General features: G+C 45.8%; 8 protein-coding genes. All 8 read left to right on the top strand.

Going from position 1 to position 19842, the window contains the following annotated elements:
* Nucleotides 1-44: 44 nt before the first annotated feature.
* The 8 genes from pstC (at nucleotide 45) to C1S73_RS26165 (ending at nucleotide 19775) form a co-directional block, all read left to right on the top strand.
* Nucleotides 45-974 (top strand): phosphate ABC transporter permease subunit PstC, encoded by a 930-nt coding sequence (gene pstC, locus C1S73_RS26200; RefSeq protein ID WP_038870369.1) that lies wholly within the window; start codon nucleotides 45-47, stop codon nucleotides 972-974.
* Nucleotides 971-1807 carry a phosphate ABC transporter permease PstA gene (pstA, locus tag C1S73_RS26195; RefSeq protein ID WP_038870370.1) on the top strand — a complete coding sequence of 279 codons (837 nt, stop codon included), beginning with the start codon at nucleotides 971-973 and terminating at the stop codon, nucleotides 1805-1807. The genes pstC and pstA overlap by 4 nt, the downstream gene beginning before the upstream one ends.
* On the top strand, nucleotides 1804-2664 hold the full coding sequence (pstB, locus tag C1S73_RS26190) for a phosphate ABC transporter ATP-binding protein PstB (protein WP_173399958.1): 861 nt from the start codon (nucleotides 1804-1806) through the stop codon (nucleotides 2662-2664). Before pstA ends, pstB begins: the two co-directional genes overlap by 4 nt.
* Before the next feature lie 125 nt (nucleotides 2665-2789).
* Nucleotides 2790-3515, top strand: coding sequence for an SDR family NAD(P)-dependent oxidoreductase (locus tag C1S73_RS26185; RefSeq protein ID WP_038870371.1), 726 nt, complete (start codon nucleotides 2790-2792; stop codon nucleotides 3513-3515).
* A 440-nt stretch (nucleotides 3516-3955) separates the two neighbouring features.
* Nucleotides 3956-14431, top strand: a complete 10476-nt coding sequence (locus C1S73_RS26180; RefSeq protein ID WP_050566716.1) for a DUF11 domain-containing protein — start codon at nucleotides 3956-3958, stop codon at nucleotides 14429-14431.
* Nucleotides 14432-14461: 30 nt separating this feature from the next.
* Nucleotides 14462-17977, top strand: coding sequence for a TonB-dependent receptor (locus tag C1S73_RS26175; RefSeq protein ID WP_038870372.1), 3516 nt, complete (start codon nucleotides 14462-14464; stop codon nucleotides 17975-17977).
* 29 nt (nucleotides 17978-18006) lie between these two features.
* Nucleotides 18007-18924, top strand: coding sequence for an OmpA family protein (locus C1S73_RS26170; protein ID WP_038870373.1), 918 nt, complete (start codon nucleotides 18007-18009; stop codon nucleotides 18922-18924).
* A gap of 359 nt (nucleotides 18925-19283) precedes the next feature.
* Nucleotides 19284-19775, top strand: coding sequence for a DM13 domain-containing protein (locus C1S73_RS26165; protein ID WP_038870374.1), 492 nt, complete (start codon nucleotides 19284-19286; stop codon nucleotides 19773-19775).
* Nucleotides 19776-19842 lie beyond the last annotated feature (67 nt).

Here is a 19842-nt window from a genome sequence, read left to right as displayed (position 1 = left end):
AGTTGTCTGGGGAATATATTCTTCAGACAACTGAATAAAATATTATGACTACATTAGCTATTAAAAATAAAGTAAATGGTGATTCGGTTTTTAATAAATTGAGTTTCGCGAGTGCTTTATTAATTTTTGTGACTCTAACTGGTATTTTATTATCACTAATTGAAGGTGGATGGCCTGCTTTTAAAGAATTTGGCCCTGGCTTTGTATTTAGAGATATTTGGGATCCTATTAATGGTCAATTTGGTGCTGCCTCGGCAATTTACGGCACACTTGTTACTTCTTTCATCGCTATTGTTATTGCTGCACCTATCGCGTTAGGTACGGCAGTGTTCCTCGCTGAACTAGCACCTAAATGGTTAAGTCAGCCAGTGAGTAAGGCTATTGAGCTACTCGCTGCCGTACCAAGCATTATCTATGGTATGTGGGGATTGTTTGTCTTTGTTCCATGGTTCTCTGAAGGGTTCCAAATGTGGGCAGGCATGCATTTAGTTGATATTCCTTTGATCGGTCGCTGGTTTAATGGGCCACCGATTGGCATCGGTTTGTTAGCGGCGGGCATTATCCTTTCATTTATGATTCTGCCAATCATGACGTCATTGACGCGTGACGCACTTAAATCGGTTCCTGATGTTCTTCGTGAAGCGGCGTATGGAACAGGTGCGACACCATTTGAGGTGATCACCAAAGTTCTTATCCCAAAAGTGAAAAATGCAACGGTGAGTGCTGGCATCCTTGGCCTAGGGCGAGCACTTGGCGAAACAATGGCGGTGGCTTTTGTTATCGGTGGTGCGAGTCGTATTGAGTTCTCATTCTTTATGCCAGCGAGCTCAATTTCATCGACGATTGCTCAGCAATTTAACGAAGCGACAGACCCAATTCATATCGCTTCACTTATTGGGCTTGGCGTCGTGCTCTTTATTATCACTTTCTTCGTGATGGGCTTTGCTCGACGTTTACTAAGGAAGTCATCATGAATACTAGAAAATTAAAGAACTTTAGTTTCTTAGCGTTTTGTTCTTTGTCAGCTGCATTCGGTGTCTTTGTTCTTGCCAGTATTTTGTACACGCTTGTCGGTGAAGGTGTGAAGGGTTTGAGTTTGGCTACCTTCACTGAACTGACGCCAGGTCCTGGCAGCCAAGGTGGTTTGAAAAACGCACTAATTGGTAGCTTGATGCTGACTGGTTTGGGCATTTTAATCGCAGCACCGATTGGTGTTCTGGCTGGTACTTGGCTTGCTGAGGCAGATAAAGATAACAAGGTCGCTGAGTCTTTGCGCTTCCTTAACGGCATGCTAATGAGCGCACCATCGATTCTCGTCGGTCTGTTTGTTTACGCTTTGATTGTGGTTCCAACTGGTGGTTACTCGGGTTGGGCGGGGGCAATTGCACTCGCGGTACTTGCATTGCCAGTGATTGTTGCTTCAACAGAAGAGATGCTTCGTCTTGTTCCACCAACACTCAAAGAAGCGGGCAGTGGCGTAGGTGCCCCTAAATGGCGCGTGATAACTCAACTGAGCTACCGAGCTGCGGCACCGGGTATTATTACCGCGATTCTATTGTCTATCGCACGTATCTCGGGTGAAACAGCACCCTTGTTGTTTACCTCGCTAAACAGCAGTTTTATGACCACGGACATGAGCCAACCGATGGCAAACTTGCCAGTAACGATTTACCAGTTTGCGATGAGTCCATACACATCGTGGCAGGAGCTAGCATGGGCTGGTGCACTGATTATCACGACCTTTATTTTGATTGTTAACGTACTGGCGACTTCGTTGCCGCAGCTATTTAAAGCGAGAAGAGCATGAACACGGCAACTTTAAACCCAGTCACTACAAACAACATGAACGGACCTACTATGAGCACTTTGGTAGACAGCATTAATACCAACGATGTGACAGCAAATCTGACTCATCGTATGGATATTCAAAATTTAAATTTTTACTACAACAAAGGCGCAGATGCAGCTCTGAAATCGGTATCCATGCCGATTTACAAAAACCGAGTGACGGCACTTATTGGCCCATCTGGTTGTGGTAAATCCACGCTTCTTCGTACCTTGAACCGAATTTACGATTTGTATGGTCATCAGTATGCAGAAGGTGAAATCCTGTTGGATGGCGAAAGCATCTTTAACAACACCGATGTTAACGAGTTGCGCTCTAAAGTCGGTATGGTTTTCCAAAAACCGACACCATTCCCAATGTCGATTTACGATAACATGGCGTTTGGTCTCAAAATCCAAGGTACGTTTAGCAAAGCAGAAATCAAAGATCGTGTTGAGTCTGCATTAAAACGTGCGCATTTGTGGGAAGAGGTGAAAGACAAGCTGGATGCAGACGCAAATGGCTTGTCGGGTGGTCAGCAGCAGCGTTTATGTATCGCTCGTACGATCGCTCTAGAGCCGGAAGTAATCTTGATGGATGAACCCACTTCTGCGCTTGACCCAATTGCGACTGCAGCGATTGAAACCTTGATTACTGAACTGCGTGAGAAATACACCATTGTTATCGTTACGCATAACATGCAGCAAGCGATGCGTATCTCTGATTACACCGGTTTTATGTACCTCGGTAAGTTAGAAGAATATGGCACGACCGATAAAATTTTCCACCGCCCAGATAATGATCGTACTAAGCGATACATCTCTGGTGATTTTGGATAACGAATAACAACAATAGCGGCTGTTGACTCAGCACTCTTTAGGCATGATTTTGCGAGAATCGTGCCTATTTTTTTATGCGTTTGGGCTCTAAAATTGGGGTTATTAAAAACAATTAAGAACTCTGTATGTATAAAGATAAAGTGGTCGTGATTACTGGCGGTAGCCAAGGTATCGGTCAACACCTTGCTCTTGCCTACCTTGAGCAACAAGCAAAAGTTATCGTGCTAGACATTGCGCCCAATAAGAATCCAGATATGGATTTTCACCTCGTTGATTTAGGGCGACCAGAGCAGATTGAACAAGCTTTTGATGAGATCCAAAGAAAGTACGGCAAAGTCGATGTTCTCATCAACAATGGTGCGATCGCCAACTTTAACAAACCCATTCAACAGCTGACTTTTGAAGAGTTTTCACGTGTGATTGATGTCAACCTCAAAGGCGCGTTTGCTTGTTCCCGACGATTTATCGCATTGAATCATGCTCAGCCTTATGGACGAATCATCAACATTGCCTCTACGCGCTGGAATCAAAATGAATCAGGTTGGGATGCTTACGGCGCATCTAAAGGTGGTGTGGTCTCTATGACACAATCGATGGCCATTTCGTTGTCAGATACGCCAATTACCGTCAACGCGGTTAGCCCCGGTTGGATTCAGGTTGAAGGGTATGGTGAGCTTGATAGCTTTGACCATCAGCAGCATCCATCAGGTCGAGTAGGGAAAGCCAAAGATATTGTTAATGCGTGTCTTTTTTTAACGCACTCGGAGAATGATTTCGTTAATGGCCATAACTTGGTCGTTGATGGTGGAATGAGTAAAAAAATGATTTACCAAGACAGTTTTCTAGATTAAGAAAAGCCCCATCTCTATCGACTAGGAATGTTCTGCAATAGCGCGTTCCTAGTCTTTCATGTCAACAAAAATTTCCCTTTCTGATTTAAATTGATTCCTTATTGACCGATTTTATAAGTTTTTATCAACTAAAGAGTTATAAAATCATTGGTTCTGATTTGGCGAGTTGTAGCGATATATCAATGCTTTGAATGCTACTCCCCTTAAATCCTGCCTTACATATTGTTTTTCTTCATGGTCGTAATAGGCATTTAAAAAACTCTTCGCTCAAAAGATGCCGACTGTAATCACATTTGCTTCGCTAAACTTTTCTACTGATTAATTCGCCTTGATTGATCTTAATTCTCCTTAACTAGCTGATTTGGATAGTAGAAGTAAACATGTCGAAAGATTTTAGTCGTTTGATTCGCACCCTAGGTGGTACGTTTTTGTCGTTCCTAATGGTATTGATTGCTATGCCTGCGAAAGCGGATATAGCTGGGCTTGATGTCCAGTTGTCACCGGTAAGTGGCCAATACGATAACGGCAGTCAGATTGAATATACATTGACCTTAACCAACACCTCTGGTTCCACACTTTCCGGGTTAGAGGTCAATGATGAGATCATGAATATCATGACTTCCGGTGATTCCGGCGGTTCAGTGAATGCATTTGAAAGCGCAGAGCTCTCCGCGTCCGCTTCTTTTTTATCTTCTGCTGGTGACTACGACAGAAATGGCAACCTAACTGCCACTGATGTTCGAATTCGCAATAACGGCACGGTTTCTTACACCATCAAAGCAACCGTTTCTGAGCAGGCAGCTGGCGATATTGGCAACGTTGCCAATGTTCGCTCTGGTGCGCTTTCACGAGAAGACTCAAACACAACTACCCACCAGAGAGTGGTGTATGAACACAGCATCGATCTTTCTGCGTCGGTTGATAAATATGGCACAGGGCAAGCTCTGGTTTACACCCTAAAAGTATCAAATACAGGCTCTGCAAAAATCCAAGGTATGACTGTTACCGACCTTGTGGCAGATATTGAGGCCGAAGACATCAATGGTGCAATGATTTCAGCCTTTACGTCTGTCTCAAACAGTTCTTCTACTTCGGGTTCAGGGAGTAATGCGGGGACGTTCTCAACAAGCGGCAACTTGGATGCGAAGGATGTATCTATCGCAGTTGGTGGTTCGGTCACTTATACCATTCGAGGTCAAATCGATTCAACGTTGGTCGGCGACATCATCAATGACAGCGCTGAAGCAAAAACACGTGACGACAACCAATCAGCTGGTGGTATCACAACGCCGCCTAAAGACGCTGATGTCACACTCTCGCACTCGCTAAACAAAACGGACGATTATCTCGTTAGCGAAGATTTCTCATACACCATCATAGTGCGTAACGCTTCAGGAGCAGGTATCGCTCACAACTATACCGTTCAGCAGTTGATGGACTCGTTGAAGTCGGATCTAGGTAACGACATCAGCAACGACAAAAACGCCGACGACACAACGGGTAACCCTTACTCGACTTGGACCAATGAAGTAGTGTCGATTGGCTTGAACAGCCTCTCTGAGCTACATGCGTCTGGTACAGAAACGGATAAATCACTCAATGATAAAGTGTCTATCTACCCTGGCGAAGAGATCGTTTATTCCATTGTGGTGCATGCAAGTCCCGTTTCTATCGGTAAGATCCCTCAGTTGGAGGCGAAAGTTCTTAACGATGAAGGCGGCGCTGATTCAGCTGGCGTGCTTGCAAATACGCTAAACACGGAAGATGTTCTCGATTCATCATCGAGCCAAATTAAACGAAACAAGCGAACTAAAGACACGACGTATGTGCCAGGCGTTTCTGGTGAGAATGAAGTGGTTTACGACATCGAAATCTCGAACGCGGATTCGAAATACTTTGCCAATGATGTCATCGTGCTAGATAAGTTTGCGTGTAACGTCACTGAGCAAGTTGATGGTTCGTCTGGATCTGCTTTTTCTGAATGGAAACTTGAAGTCGCGGATAGCCGTGGCGAAGGCTCTAACTACGGCTCTTTTAACTATGGCGCTTGGACCACCGACGACATTGACCTAAAAGTCGATTTGGCTCCGGAAGGTTATGTTCGTTACAAGTTGACGGCAAGAGTTGCGGACGACAGTGTCGGTCAGATTGTTGATGATGGCACAGATGCGGGACTTTGTTTGGGGGACAACCTGGGCGAAATTGGGTCTGGTGTGCAAATGCCGAACTCAAACTTAAAAGTGCAAAAAGAAGTAGACTCTCGCTACTACTCGTCAGGTAGCACCCTAAACTACACCATCACGGTAGAAAACAGCGGTGAAGGCTACGCGATCGACGTTCCTGTTTATGATGATCTGGCTTCTGTAACCACCATTTCTATCAACGGTACATCAACCAAAGCTTACGTAAGTTGGGTGGTAACGGCGACCTCTTATGATGAGGATGGCAATGTTTCCACAAACAGTAAGCCGGGCTTTACGGGCGAAATTGCTGGTAATCAGAGCAATAAGAACATCTTAGATGTAAATGCGACAGTTGCCCCTAAAGAAACCATTATTTATTCGATTGCTGCAGTAGTTAACCCAATTGCGGATGATGAAATCCGAAACGAAGTTGAAGTGGATGGCAAGCTTTATTCGGATCGAGGCTCTTACCCTCGTGATTACTACCTAGTGCTGGATAAGCGCGTAGATGGGAATGATGAAGAAAGCTGGTACACCAACACGACTAATGAAGTGACTTATACCATCAGTGTGACTAACCCTGAAGGCAATGGTTTTGCTTCTAATATCGAAATTAAAGATGACATCAGCACCATTGAGGCAGAACTGCTGGAGCCTGTTGGTGCGATGAAGAAAGTCTTCACCTCGTGGACTATTTCAGCAGACATTGAGGCAGATTCGCCTTGGTTAAAAGTAGCCGCTGACGCAGGAGACTTTTCTGATAACAACGATCTTGATGTTATTGCTCAAATCCCACCGGGTGTAACCATCAAATATACCATTGTTGGTACTCTTGATCGCAGTGTTGATTCTGAGATCCTGTGGGGATCGTTCTCTAACACAGCAACCGTCAAGTCGACTGACGCAGAAGATAACATCAATCTAGCGGATTCAGTCACGACGCATCCAAACGAGCCAAATCTTGTTGTGGCGAAAACCGCTCAAAACACCGATTTTATTGTTGGTGAGCGTGCAACGTTTGATATCTACATCTACAACCGTGGAGTGGGTTACGCCAATGATGCAACCGTTAAGGATGACATCGAAGCGCTGAACTTCTTCTCGAGCTGGTCTATAACAGGTTCAACAAACACCGATGAGCCAGGCTCACGCTACGGTGACGTTTCAGACAACGAAAACATCGATACTGACGTTGATATCACTCCGGGAGGGTGGGTGCATTATGAAGTGTCTGGTATCGTCAAAAATGATTATCCACACGACCAAGTTTCAAACCGTGTTGATGTTTATGACCCATTGACGGACCGCGACCACAGTTCTTCTGCTCAAATCGACAATAAAGACAGCGCGTTTGATATCAATGTCTCAATTACAAAGACGACAGATGTCGTTCGTTATACGCCTGGTGAGTACCTTGAATATACGATTTTGGTTAAGAACAGTGATGAAGAAAATGTGGCAGAGGTGGAGCTTAGAGATGAACTCTCTAAGGTTTTTACAACGCTTGCTAATGACAAAGATGGTTATGTCGAAGATGTTGCAACTCAACAAGCCTTTGAACACTGGTTAGTTGATACTGGCAGCGGTTATGGAAGTGAATCGACTAATGATGTAAGAGTTCCTTTATCTCTTGCTCCTACTGAGTTGAAGACGATAAAGATCAAAGCTCTAGTCAAAGATAATGCGGTCTCTAATGGCGTGGAAGCTGGCAATCTAAATGTTATTCGAAATGAAGCTTTACTGCTCGATATGCGAGATTCTGGTTGTACGACCGATTGTGAGTATTTCAAACGTGCCGTTGCTGAAAACCATCAGGTTTACAACAATGGTGATGTTTTCCGTACCACTAACATCAACCGTTACTCTCCAGGTGATGAGCTGATCTACACCTTCAAGTACACCTCACAAGATGGTAAAGGCTACCGTAATAACGTTGATGTGAATGAATTGATTAATGGTATTTCAGTTCAATTGCAAGATGGCTCAACGGGCAACCCGTTCTATGATCCGACGACAAAGACTAATCAGTTCAGCGTAAGTGTAGAGAAAAGTGATCTTGCGAATGCGGGCACTACAGATGGTACTAAAGACGGTAAGGTCGCTGACAACAATGACATTGTGACCACGATTGATATCGATGAAGGAGAAGATGTCACGTACACCGTGAAAGGGATGATTCGTCCCGATGCGGTGGGTGATATCAGCTATCGTGACACCATTGTTATTCCGAATGATTATCACCTGAATTTTGACAAAATCACTGATGAAACGGTTTACGAGCCGGGTAAAACCGTCACGTATCGTTTGATCATCGAGAATGATGGTAAAGCCAATGCTGATGACATTCCTATTGTCGATAATCTTGAGGATATCACGGTAGATCTCGTTGATGGCGGTACAGGTGATGCATACGTTGCTTGGGATATAATTTCAAAGGCGACCGGTGATAATAAAGAGTACGTCGACGCAGGCGCAGGTGCTGGCAATGTTTATACCTCTAGCGACATTAACCTAGACGTATTGGCTGATATTCCAATGGGGGCAACCTTGGAATATGAAGTGGTTGCGACTGTCAATGACAAAGCCAATGGCGACATTGTCAACCTGCTCACCGTTGATGGCGATAATATCTCGCATGAAATCAGACAAACTGTTCGTCAGATCGATTACGAGAAGAACATCCTTGCTTACTACGATGTGGATGGGAACAAGCTAACTGGTGCAACTCACTACATGCCAGGTGGCTACGTTGAGTATGAAATTCTGATCGAAAACGTTGCAGAAGCACACGTTGACGACATTAGTATTCGCGATGATATTGATGAAATTAAGACAGATTACTATGACGGTACTCGAGGCCCTGCATTTGTTGAGTGGACCATTACGACAGACACCGATCGTTCTGGTATCTCTGATCCAGATGTAGATGGTGCCATTGTCACAGGCACACCTATTACAGATCCTATCAATACCCACTTTGATATTGCAGCCAAAGACTTCGGTGGTTTCTTAACTACGCCTTATGTTCGCTACGTGATTCTTGCGAAGATCAGTCCGAAAGCGGTGGGTTCTTTTAGTAACCGTGCGTTTATTGATGAAGACGATGGTAACGAACTTATTGCGATTTCTCCTCCGTCCTCTATGGCCGACCCAGAAATCAGCTTCAATAAGAAAGCCTTCTCTGACGCTGGATTCAGTACAGAAAAAACTACTTACTCGCAAGCATCGGGTGAGAGTGAGGTTTACTACCGTATTCAGCTGAAAAACAACGGCTATGGCACCGAGTATGGCTCTCATCTAAAAGACACCATCTCTGCGATTCAAACCCGTATTGCGGAAGATAATTCGACGGCGGGTAACGATCCGGTTGGTGAACCTTTTGTTGCTGGCTGGGAAGTAAGCCTAGTCAAAGACGCGGCAACGGACTCAATTACCGAAGCGGTAGATTTTGTCGATGGCAATAATATCGATATTGATAATGATATTGTTATCGCCCCTCAGGAATCATTGACGTTCACCGTCCATGGCACTATCCGCGAAGATGCACTGGGTGATATTCAAAACACCGCGAACTACGATGGCAAAAACCGCACGGCTACATTGCTGCCTTTGGCGAACAACATCAATGTGGAAAAACGCGTCGTGTCTATTAATGGTACACCTTTCACCTCGGGAGATACTTACATCCCTGGTGACGAAGTGGAGTACGAATTCGTCGTTACTAACCCAGAAAATGGGTGGGCAAACGATGTGCGTATTCAAGATACGGTGACCGATATTGGCGTTGAAGTTATTGGCGGTACAACCAAACCGGCGTATGCCTCTGGTGATATCAGTCATACGGTGAGTAATGGTATCGACGCGAACATTGATACCTATGTTCCGGGTTACAGCGTAGCCGGTAATCTCGATATCGAAGTGGATATTGCAGCTGGAGAAGCGCTGACCTTTAACCTGACAGGTACAGTAAGAGACGACGCACTGGGTGAGATTGAAGCGAACCGAGTGACCGCTGATGGTAAGTCGGATTCGTCCGAGCCAATTCCACCTAAACCTTCAGAAATCAACTACTTCAAGACCTTAGAGTATACCGACGGCGATTCCGCGAGTTGTTCGGTTCCTTCTAGTGATGGCAGTGGCTGTACTTATGCTCCTCGCGGTGATGTGGAATATCAAGTCACCCTAGAAAACACGGGTGACAGCATTGCTAATGACGTTCGTGTTATTGATGCTATCAACAACATTAAAACGGAAGATGGGGTAGATGCCTTCACTGAATGGAACACAGGTATTGCTGTTGAGCCTGCGGGAACCTACGACGTTCAAGGTAACTACAACGGCAACGTACCTTTGAATGCCACAGTAGACCTTCGCCCAGGCGAACACATCGTATTTGACGTGAAGGGGACCGTTTCTGCTTCAGCAACAGGTTCGATTACCAATACGGCACAAGTGAATGGCAATGACACGAATGACATTGTGCTTGAGGCGGGGCGTTCAAAAATCCTGATCGATAAGTGGACCGATACTCCAGAATATATTCCGGGTGGCACCATCAACTACTACATCGATATTACCAATGATGATGTAGACACCGGCTTATTCTCACTGCGTGACATTATTAGTAGTTTTGAAGTCGAAACGGTTGATGGCTCAATGCAGACGGCACTTAAAGAGTGGACGCTTGATTACGAAGTGCTGTTTAACTCTGCTCCAAGTGATCCAACGGCAAATGACTTCACTGCTCTGGATGCTTATGTTGGTGCCGTGAATCCAGATATCGATTTGCCATCAGAAGCGATCAAAATGGCTGGTCGTGATGACGCAGGCACTGGCGGCGGAGATAAGTACACCGTTCTACGTATTCACGTGGAAGGCAAGGTTCGTGATGATGCGATTGGCCGATTCACCAACACTGCATACCTAAAACACGGCCTTGATGATTCTAAGATTGCTCGACTTGAGCAAGGCTATATCACACCAAAACCGGGCCAATTGGAACTGACCAAAGAGACTACGCCGATTGCAGAGCCGGATGCGAAATACCAACCGGGTCAGCCTGTTGCGTACAAAATCACGTTAACTAACGTCGGTGAAGGTTACTTGGTAGACCAAGTGCTGGTGGATCGCATCGATATCATTATGACCGATGTGGCGAACAGTACCGACAAAGCACAAGCCTTTACGGGTAAATGGGTGATCAGTGATGAAGTACTCGGTGGTAGTGGCGATCCTTTGCTGAACGCTCGTAAAAACGTGATCGATACCGATCAGGGTTATAGCGCGACTTACAGTATCCACCCTGGCGATAGTTACTCTTTCGTTGTGACGAATACCGTTAACGACAAGGCCAAAGGCAACATCACTAACCTAGTTAAAGTGGACAGTGATGGCACAGACTACACAGCGGAAGCGACGTATTTGCCTGAAGACGCACAAGTCACATTGGCGAAAGAAGTCGACAAGCTTGAATACCTTCCGGGTGATACGCTGACTTATACCGTGACCGTTAAGAACAACGGCTTAGGTTGGGCGGAAGCCGTCGAGATTGAAGATACACTGAAGTCGATTGAAACGACACTTGCTGGCGGTACCACAGGAAAAGCGTTTGACCCAAGTTCAATTCAGATTTCAGCGGTTTCAACAACGGGTGAAACGCCAGTTCCAGCACCAACAACAGGTGAAGATCTGAAAGAGACGCTGGATATCGCTCCTGAAGATACGATCGTTTATACCATTCAAGCGACAACGGTAACTAATGCGACGGGTGACATCACCAATACCGCGAGTACAATGTTTGAAGGGAATACAACAGAAAAAAGTGCGATCAGTACACCGATCCTCGCGACGGTATCCATCGACAAATCGGTAGACACGCCAACCTATGAAGTGACGAAGCTGATCAACTACGACATTACGGTGAGTAACACGTCATTGGCGTTTGCTTCTGGTGTTGAACTGAAAGACATCATCAGCGACATCGATGTTGACACCACCAGTGGTAATAAAGAATCGGCGTTTATGTTGTGGGAAGTGACGTACGAATCATCGGATGAACGCACGGTTGTGGCACCAAAAACGTTTGAGCTGAGCGACGATATTAATGCAACCATGGATATTGCGCCTGAGAGTACCGTGACCTTCCGTGTGAAAGCGCTGATCCGTACCACAGCGATTGGTGAGATCAGCAACACTGCAACCGTCACTTACAACGGTGTTTCTCAAGATTCAACAGCGATTATGCTGCCGATGGATCCCGATTTTGTTGCCACCAAAACAAACGTTCAAACCGAATACGAACCCGGTGAAGAATTGGAGTTCTTGATCACCATCGAGAACACCTCGAATAACTACATCACCGATTTGAGCGTGGTGGATGACATGTCGTCTATCCAAGTTGGTTATTACGATGGTACGACAGGCCCTGCGTTTGTCGATGGTTCAACATCGCTTGAGGTTGAATCTCAAACCATAGGCAGCAATGTCGAATCAGTCAGCCCAACAGAATACAGCGTGGATATTGCACCAAAAGGTAAGGTGGTATTCCGCGCGAAAGGCACGGTTGTGGATTCAGCGACTGGGGCCATTGTAAACACCGCGCAAGTCGATGGTGGTGATGTGGTAAGCCCTCCCGTTCAGAGTGTGAGTGCGGTTGTACAAGCTGAGCTGTATACCGACGCACCACATTACGTGCCGGGTGAAAAAGTGGAATATCACCTAGTGATTGAAAACATTGGACGCGGTATTGCGAAGAACGTTGCTATCTATACCCAGTTCAGTGAATCCATGGGTGATTACATCGATGGTTCTCGTGACAAAGCCTTTGATGATTGGACGTTAACGGCGGATTGGCAGGGTGCTGAAACTCAGCCGGGCGATTATGAAGACGATAAAGATCTATTCACCATCGTTGATATCGCACCGGGCGGTAAGATTGATTACACCTTCACGTTGACCGTCAATGAAGACATGCTGACTAACATTGATGTACTCGGTTACTACTTAGATCTGACGTGGAATCCGGCTGCAATGGCGCGCTCAAAAGGCATGATGCCGTCGTCAACCTCAGTGCAAGGTTCTGCAGACCAAGTCGCAGCGTTGGATTTACCACCTGTTCCTGCTGAACTTGTGGTTGAGAAGCGTTCTGATAAGCCGGAATACACACCGGATGATGATTCCGTGACTTACTACTTAGCCGTGACGAACCAAGGTGATGGTAACGCAGCTAATGTTCGTCTAACCGATGAAATCAGTGAGTTGCAAAATGAAGCGGGCAACAAAGTCTTCACCGACTGGACCATTGAAGGTGTTGAAGTAGACGATAGCGGCAGTGTGATTGACCGCCATACCTTCCCAGCAAGCGAAGATTTGGACTTAACGGTGAACCTGAAGTCGAAAAAACGTAATGCGTTCGCCTTTGAAGTTGTGGGCACGCTAGGTAAAGGTTTGGATGACGACATCACTAACACTTTTACCGCGACAGAAACCGACGGTACACAAACCAGTGACAGCGTGACCACGCACATCAAGAAGATCCCAGATAACAGTGGTGAACTTCTGCTAACAAAAGCGGCGTTGCAAGACACCGCGCAAGTGGGCGATGCCGTCGAATACGAAGTCATTGTAGAAAACAACAACGAATCGTACTTCAAAAACGTTACCGTGGAAGACCGTTACCCTGGCGGCTTCAAGTACATTTTTGATACATCGGAAGTGGTGTTGAGTGGCCCAGATGGTGAGTTTGGTAATGAAGACGACCGAGTGTTGACGATTGAACCATCAGACACAGGCAAGTTGCTGTTTACCTCATTGAACTTCGATCCGGGCGAGAAGCTGCGTATTCGTTACCTACTGCGAGTTTCCGTTGGTGCGACGTTTGGTGACTACATCAACACCGCGGTATCGAAAGTCGATGGCCTTGCGGTATCGAACGAAGACAGTGCCAAAGTAACCGTAGAGCCAGATAAGGTATTCGATACCTCATCCATCATCGGTAAGGTGTTTGAAGACCACAACAAAGACGGTTTCCAAGCAGACGCGACGGCATTTGATGTGGAATTGATTGCCAACTTGCCTACACAGGACTACATCGCTGGCTCTACAATCGTCGTCCGCGATGGGAAAGAGCTGCCGGTTGAGGATGAGCAAGACAATGGTCAAGTGATTTCAGCCGTGCAAGAAGGTGTTGAATTGGGTGACCTTTGGGGCCACTCGATAAACCGCACCATCTCTGAAACAAAATCTGTCGCTATTCAATTCAAAACACGTACTCGTGAGAGTTTTGATTTTACCGTCACATCGGACGGTGGCTCACGCATCGAATTTGATGCGCAAGGCCAAATCAAGTTTGCTCATGAATCAGACAAAAAGAACGGCCTAAGTGCCGAGAATCTTAACGTCACAAGAAACCTCTATCGAGATGGCGATGCCTACTTGTGGGAAATCGTGATTGAGAACAAAGGGGTTTATGAAGACGGGATACCAGGTGTCAAGTTGATGACGGTGGAAGGCATCGTCATTCATACAGACCAGTACGGACGCTACCACGTGCCCGACCAATGGGTGCTGAATAAGAAAGGGAAAAACTTCCTAGTGAAGTTAGACACTGACTCGTTACCGACTTCGATGGAAGTGGTGAGCGAAAACCCGAAAGTGTTGCGAATTACCCCGAATAAGCTCACGAAGTTTAACTTCAGTGTTCATCGCAAAGCGAAAGACACCGAGCAAGAGTAGTGAGTTATTGGAGCAGTATCTGGAATTTGTATGAAAGTATTTAGCAAGTCTCGTTTAGCTACCTGTATTATTTCTACCATGCCGATGATGGGCATGGCAGCCGATACCAGCAAGCTAGAAAAACTCGAGTCAGAGACCACTGACATCACGGTCGAAACACCAAAACAAGAAGACGACGCATCGCGTATTTATTTAGACCAAGGCGCAATTTGGGCGAGTCGTGATATCACGCGATTTGATCCAGTGCTGGATGTGAGCGTCAGTGATGAGCTGGAGGTGGAAGAGGGTACGTTGCGCGATAGCGTTGGTTTTACCATTACCACTAACTACAGCTACTACATCAAAAAATACCAACTTGAAGTTTATCGCGTGGGCGACTTTGGTTTGTCCGAGCCGATTGCCGTGCTGGAAGGGGATAAGTTGGCCAACGATTTTGACATCAACTGGGACGGTGCTACAGATGTAGACTACCAGTTTGATGTTGGCGGCCAGCTGTTGTTCCGACTAAAAGCATGGGACAAAGATGGCAATATGGATGTCACTACGGTTGGTGTGACGGATCTCATTCGTCCGGATGCAGAAGTGGACATCGACCGAAACGACAACGAGGACGAAGAAGGCAAAGGCCGCAGCTATGGCCAAGCTAAGTTGATGCGTCACAACATTCCGACTGACGCAGGTCTGGCGAAGTTTATTGGTACCGGCCTTAAAGGCGTTGATAAAGTCATCATTGGTGAAGACGAATTCGACGTTGAAGATGGCAACTTATACGCTGAGCAGTACCTACCTACCGACGCGTACGTATTTCCAACCAAAGTCGTGTTTGATAATGGCGATGAGCGCCGTTACCAACTCTACGTGCGTATCCCAGACACTTACTATGCTCAAACTGGTTTGGCGGATTTGTACATCGGTAAGAACAACGTATCAGGCAACAGTGCAGCGCTTGGCGTTGATGATCAATACCAAAACGACATCTACAACCAAGGTCGTTTGGCGTACTTTGGCCAAGGTAAGTTTGGTGACAAGCTGCGTATTACTACCCACTTTGACACCAAAGAAAGTGAACTGAAAGACATGTTTAAGCATCCGTTTGCATCGGAAGATTCAGACGTGTTTGATATTCTGGAAGACGATGACGAGTTGTACTACGGCAACTATGGCGACAGCTCGAACATCGAGAAAGTGGTCAATACCAAGGGCAAAGTCTACCTAAATGTAGAATACGACAAGTCTCAGTACTTGTGGGGTAACTACAACACGGGTGTCACAGGCACAGAAACCAGCGATTACAACCGCAGCTTATATGGCTTTAAAGCGGACTACCGCACTCGCGATACCACTCAATACGGTGAAGACCGATTGAACATCGTTGGTTTTGCAGCAGAAGCGGATTCTCTGTACGCACACGATGAATTTTTGGGCACAGGTGGCTCGCTTTACTTCTTGCGTCATGGAGAAGCCGTACCAGGCAGTGACAAGGTTTACGTTAAGGTTGTCGATGAAAATAACCTCACGCAAAACGAAGTGCCACTAGAGCCGGGGCGTGACTATGAATTCGACCCATACCAAGGTCGAATTATCCTGACGAAGCCACTAGACAACATCATGTCTGACAGTTTCGGCAGCGTGATTGAAGGCAACGACGATTACGAAAACTATCTGGTTGTGGACTACGAATACGTACCTCAAGGCTCTGACTCACTGGATGCGATGTCTTACGGCGGCCGTGTGAAAGGCTGGGTGAATGACTACATCGGTCTTGGCGTCACCTACGCGATGGAAGAGAAAGACAATCAAAACTACCAAGTTTACGGCTCTGATTTAACGCTTCGTGCGACGGAAGGAACGTTCATTAAAGCGGAATTCGCTCACAGTGAAGGTCGACAAACCGAGTCGAACTTTGTCTCGTACAATGGTGGTTTAACGTTTACGCCGATTGGTGACAGTCTAGAAGACCGCGAAGGTGACAGCATTCAAGTGACAGCCGTTGCGAACTTGTATGACTTGGCACCAAGCATCTTCGGTGCGGTCGGTAACGACGTCAAACTTTGGTACAAAGACAAAGATGCCGGTTACAGCTATGCAAGCAGCAGCGACGACCTTGAACAAGAAGCGTATGGGGCGGAATTACGTCTGCAAGCCACTGACCGTATTGCTGTGCTATCGCGTTTTTCTGCCAACGAAGAGCGTGACATGGATGGCAATCTGAAAACAGATTCTGAGACCATTGAGCTAGAAACCCAGTTCAAATTGACTCAGAACATCAAGCTATCTGCAGCAGGCCAACAGGTGGATGAGCTCAACCAAGCCGATGAACAAAGTAATGCAACCTTGGCGGGTTTACGTTTGGATTACATGTGGGATAGCGATAACAGCGTGTATGTCAAAGGCCAAACCACCATGAATCAATCGGATGACTACGACGATAATGACAGCGTTTCTGTGGGGGCTGAGTTCCGCGTGTTGGAAGACTTATCACTGGGCGGTGAGTACACCACTGGTGATCGTGGTGAAATTGCCGAAGCGACGGTGACGTATGATGTCTCTGACGACCACTCTACTTATGTCACTTACGTAGATGACAACTACGAAGGTGAAAACAACGTGATTGTCGGCCAACGTGCTGACCTGACTTCAAGCGTGGATTTCTACCAAGAGAACCAATTTGTTGATGAAAACGATGGCCACGGCCGTATCGACTCCTACGGATTTGGTTACGACGTGACGGACGATGTCGAAATGGGCATTGGTTATCAACAAGGTGAAATCGAAGACGATGAAAACCAAATCACTGAACGACAATCTGTCAGCTTGAATGCGTCAATCGATTTGGATGACATCAACTTGAGTCACAAACTGGAATACCGTGTCGACAAGAACGAAGACGATCCTGATGTCGCACAGCGAGAGCTGGAGCAGATCGTGACGACCAACAGTTACACACATCGATTAACGGAAGAGCACACCTTGTTTGGTAAATACAACTACTCGATTACTGAGAGTCAAACCACAGGTGAGACCATGGCGCGCTTTGTCGAGGCAACAGGTGGCTTAGCATACCGTCCAATCTACAACGACCGTCTGAACTTATTGAGCCGTTATACCTACATTGTGGATTATGACCAACTAGACCGTGATGTGGATTACCAAGATGAAACCAGCCAAATCATCGAAGTTGAAGCGATTTACAGCATCGATGAAAACTGGGATGTCGGCGCGAAATACGCACATAAAGACAAAGAAGAAGTCTTTGCGCGTGAATCCGGTAAGAACGAAATCGTCAAAAGCGACATTGACCTGTATGGCTTAAGTGCTTCTTATCGAGTGATGAAAGAGTGGGACGTCACCGGTGAATACCACTGGAAAACGGATACCTTAAATGATGAGTTGGAACATGGTGCCTTGGTGTCAGTGAATAAGCACATTGGTAACAACTTCAAAGTCGGTATTGGTTACAACTTCTCTGCCTTTGATAGCGACTTAACCAACGATGATGACTACGACGCACAAGGCGTAGTCATCAACTTGGTTGGTAAGTTATAACCCCATCCGTGAATGAGTGAGAGGAATTTATGAAAACAACCCTTCGTCTTCTTGGTGGGGTAGTGGGCACGCTGCTTATCGCTGGTTGCGCCACCGATACTTACGTAAGCCAAGAGAACCGAGACAAGTTTACCGACTTGGACGTATCGAAATTCTTAATCAGCGAATGTTTAGCGCCAGAGCGAGAAATTCACATTGCTGTGGCAGAGCACTTTGCTTTTGATAAGTACAACATTCGAGACGTAGATGCGACGAGTTTGAATGCCTTCGTGCATGAAATCGAAGGCTTAAGCGGTCGAATTACCATTGTTGGTCATACCGATTACAAAGGCTCACTGGAATACAACGAAGCCTTGTCACTGCGTCGCGCTCAATCAGTGGAGAGCTTCCTTAAAGAAAAACTTAATCCAGACCATTATGACTGGGAAGTGAAGTATTTTGGTGAAACGCAACCATTAGCGCTGGGTAAAACCGATCAGGATCGTGCTGAAAACCGCCGTGCTTTTGTGGTGTTCGAGGAAGCGAAAAAATATGAAGAAATGCCATTTTGTGAGCCACCAAAACCGGAACGCAAAATCTACATGGCGATGACACCGCACTTCGATTTCGACAAGTCACAGCTGAAGCCGGAAGATTTAGCCAAATTAGACAGCTTCACTGATAAGTTGCAAGGTTTGCAGGGCAGTATTCTTGTTGCGGGTCATACTGACCAAATTGGTTCGCTGTCATACAACGAGAAGTTAGCACAGCGTCGGGCATCTGAAGTGGTGAAGTATCTGAAAACCAAAATCGACCCATCGCAATTCTTATGGGAAGTGAAATCGTTTGGTGAGCTGCAACCGGCAATTAATAAGCGCTCCAAAGAGGCCAATGCCCTTAACCGCCGAGCCTTCATCGTATTCAAAGAAGGTTCGATAGAGCAACCAACCATCCAACCTAAACAATAATCAATAAAGCCAGCCGAGGATGAAAGTACTAAGGCTGGCTTTTTACCTTTCTTCCGTATTCAACTCCATTTCTGGTTATCCCTCTGCTTTTTCAAATGCAGGTAAATCTACGTTCACCGAAAGAAAACCACTCTTCCATAACACCAATTTTTTTCATTTATATTTCCATTAGTTGCGTTTGTTTAAATGATGAATATTCAATTTAAGCATCACGAGGCGCAATATAATAATCAGATTTGTGACCTTCACCTGAAAAATATATAGGAAATCTCTGAGTTTTGGTTAATACCCTGATTTAGCGAACTTTATAGACTAAATTTATCGATGACGTCGTATTAGCTAAAGCTAGGTATATAACTATGAAATGGATTTTGTTGCTTGTAAGCCACACTTTATGTGTTTTGGCTGGTTTTGCCGCCGGTATTTACGCGCTGCCTATTCTTATACAACCCACTTCTCCTGATGTCTCAGTGATCTCTCATTCTTCTGAGGGGCTGCTCTATCGTGGAGTCTTTGAACGAGATCGCATCGACAGTGACTTTTTGCATTGGGGGCAAGGAGATATCTGGCTAACGGAAGACACCTTGGCTTTTGAAGGTGAGCTTGCTCCGGGCCCAGATTATAAAGTGTACCTCTCTCCTAAATTTGTTGAAACGGAAGCTGACTTCAATCGATTGAAGCCGCAAATGATTAATGTGGGTGACGTGAAAACATTTGACCGTTTTATGGTCACTCTTCCTCAAGATTTGCCTTTAGACAACTACACGACCGTTATTATTTGGTGTGAAACATTTGGTGAATTTATTACCTCTGCGCAGCTTGAATCTGTCGCAAATCTGAACCAGAGCTGATAGCCAAGTAGTTTTAACCAATGCCGAATAAAAAATGACAGAAACGTGACAATGTAAATTCTTCTGT

Source organism: Vibrio jasicida 090810c (genome assembly GCF_002887615.1).
Lineage (GTDB): Bacteria > Pseudomonadota > Gammaproteobacteria > Enterobacterales > Vibrionaceae > Vibrio > Vibrio jasicida.
Note: the sequence above shows the minus strand (reverse complement) of the source record. Positions and strands in the feature narration are given on the sequence as shown.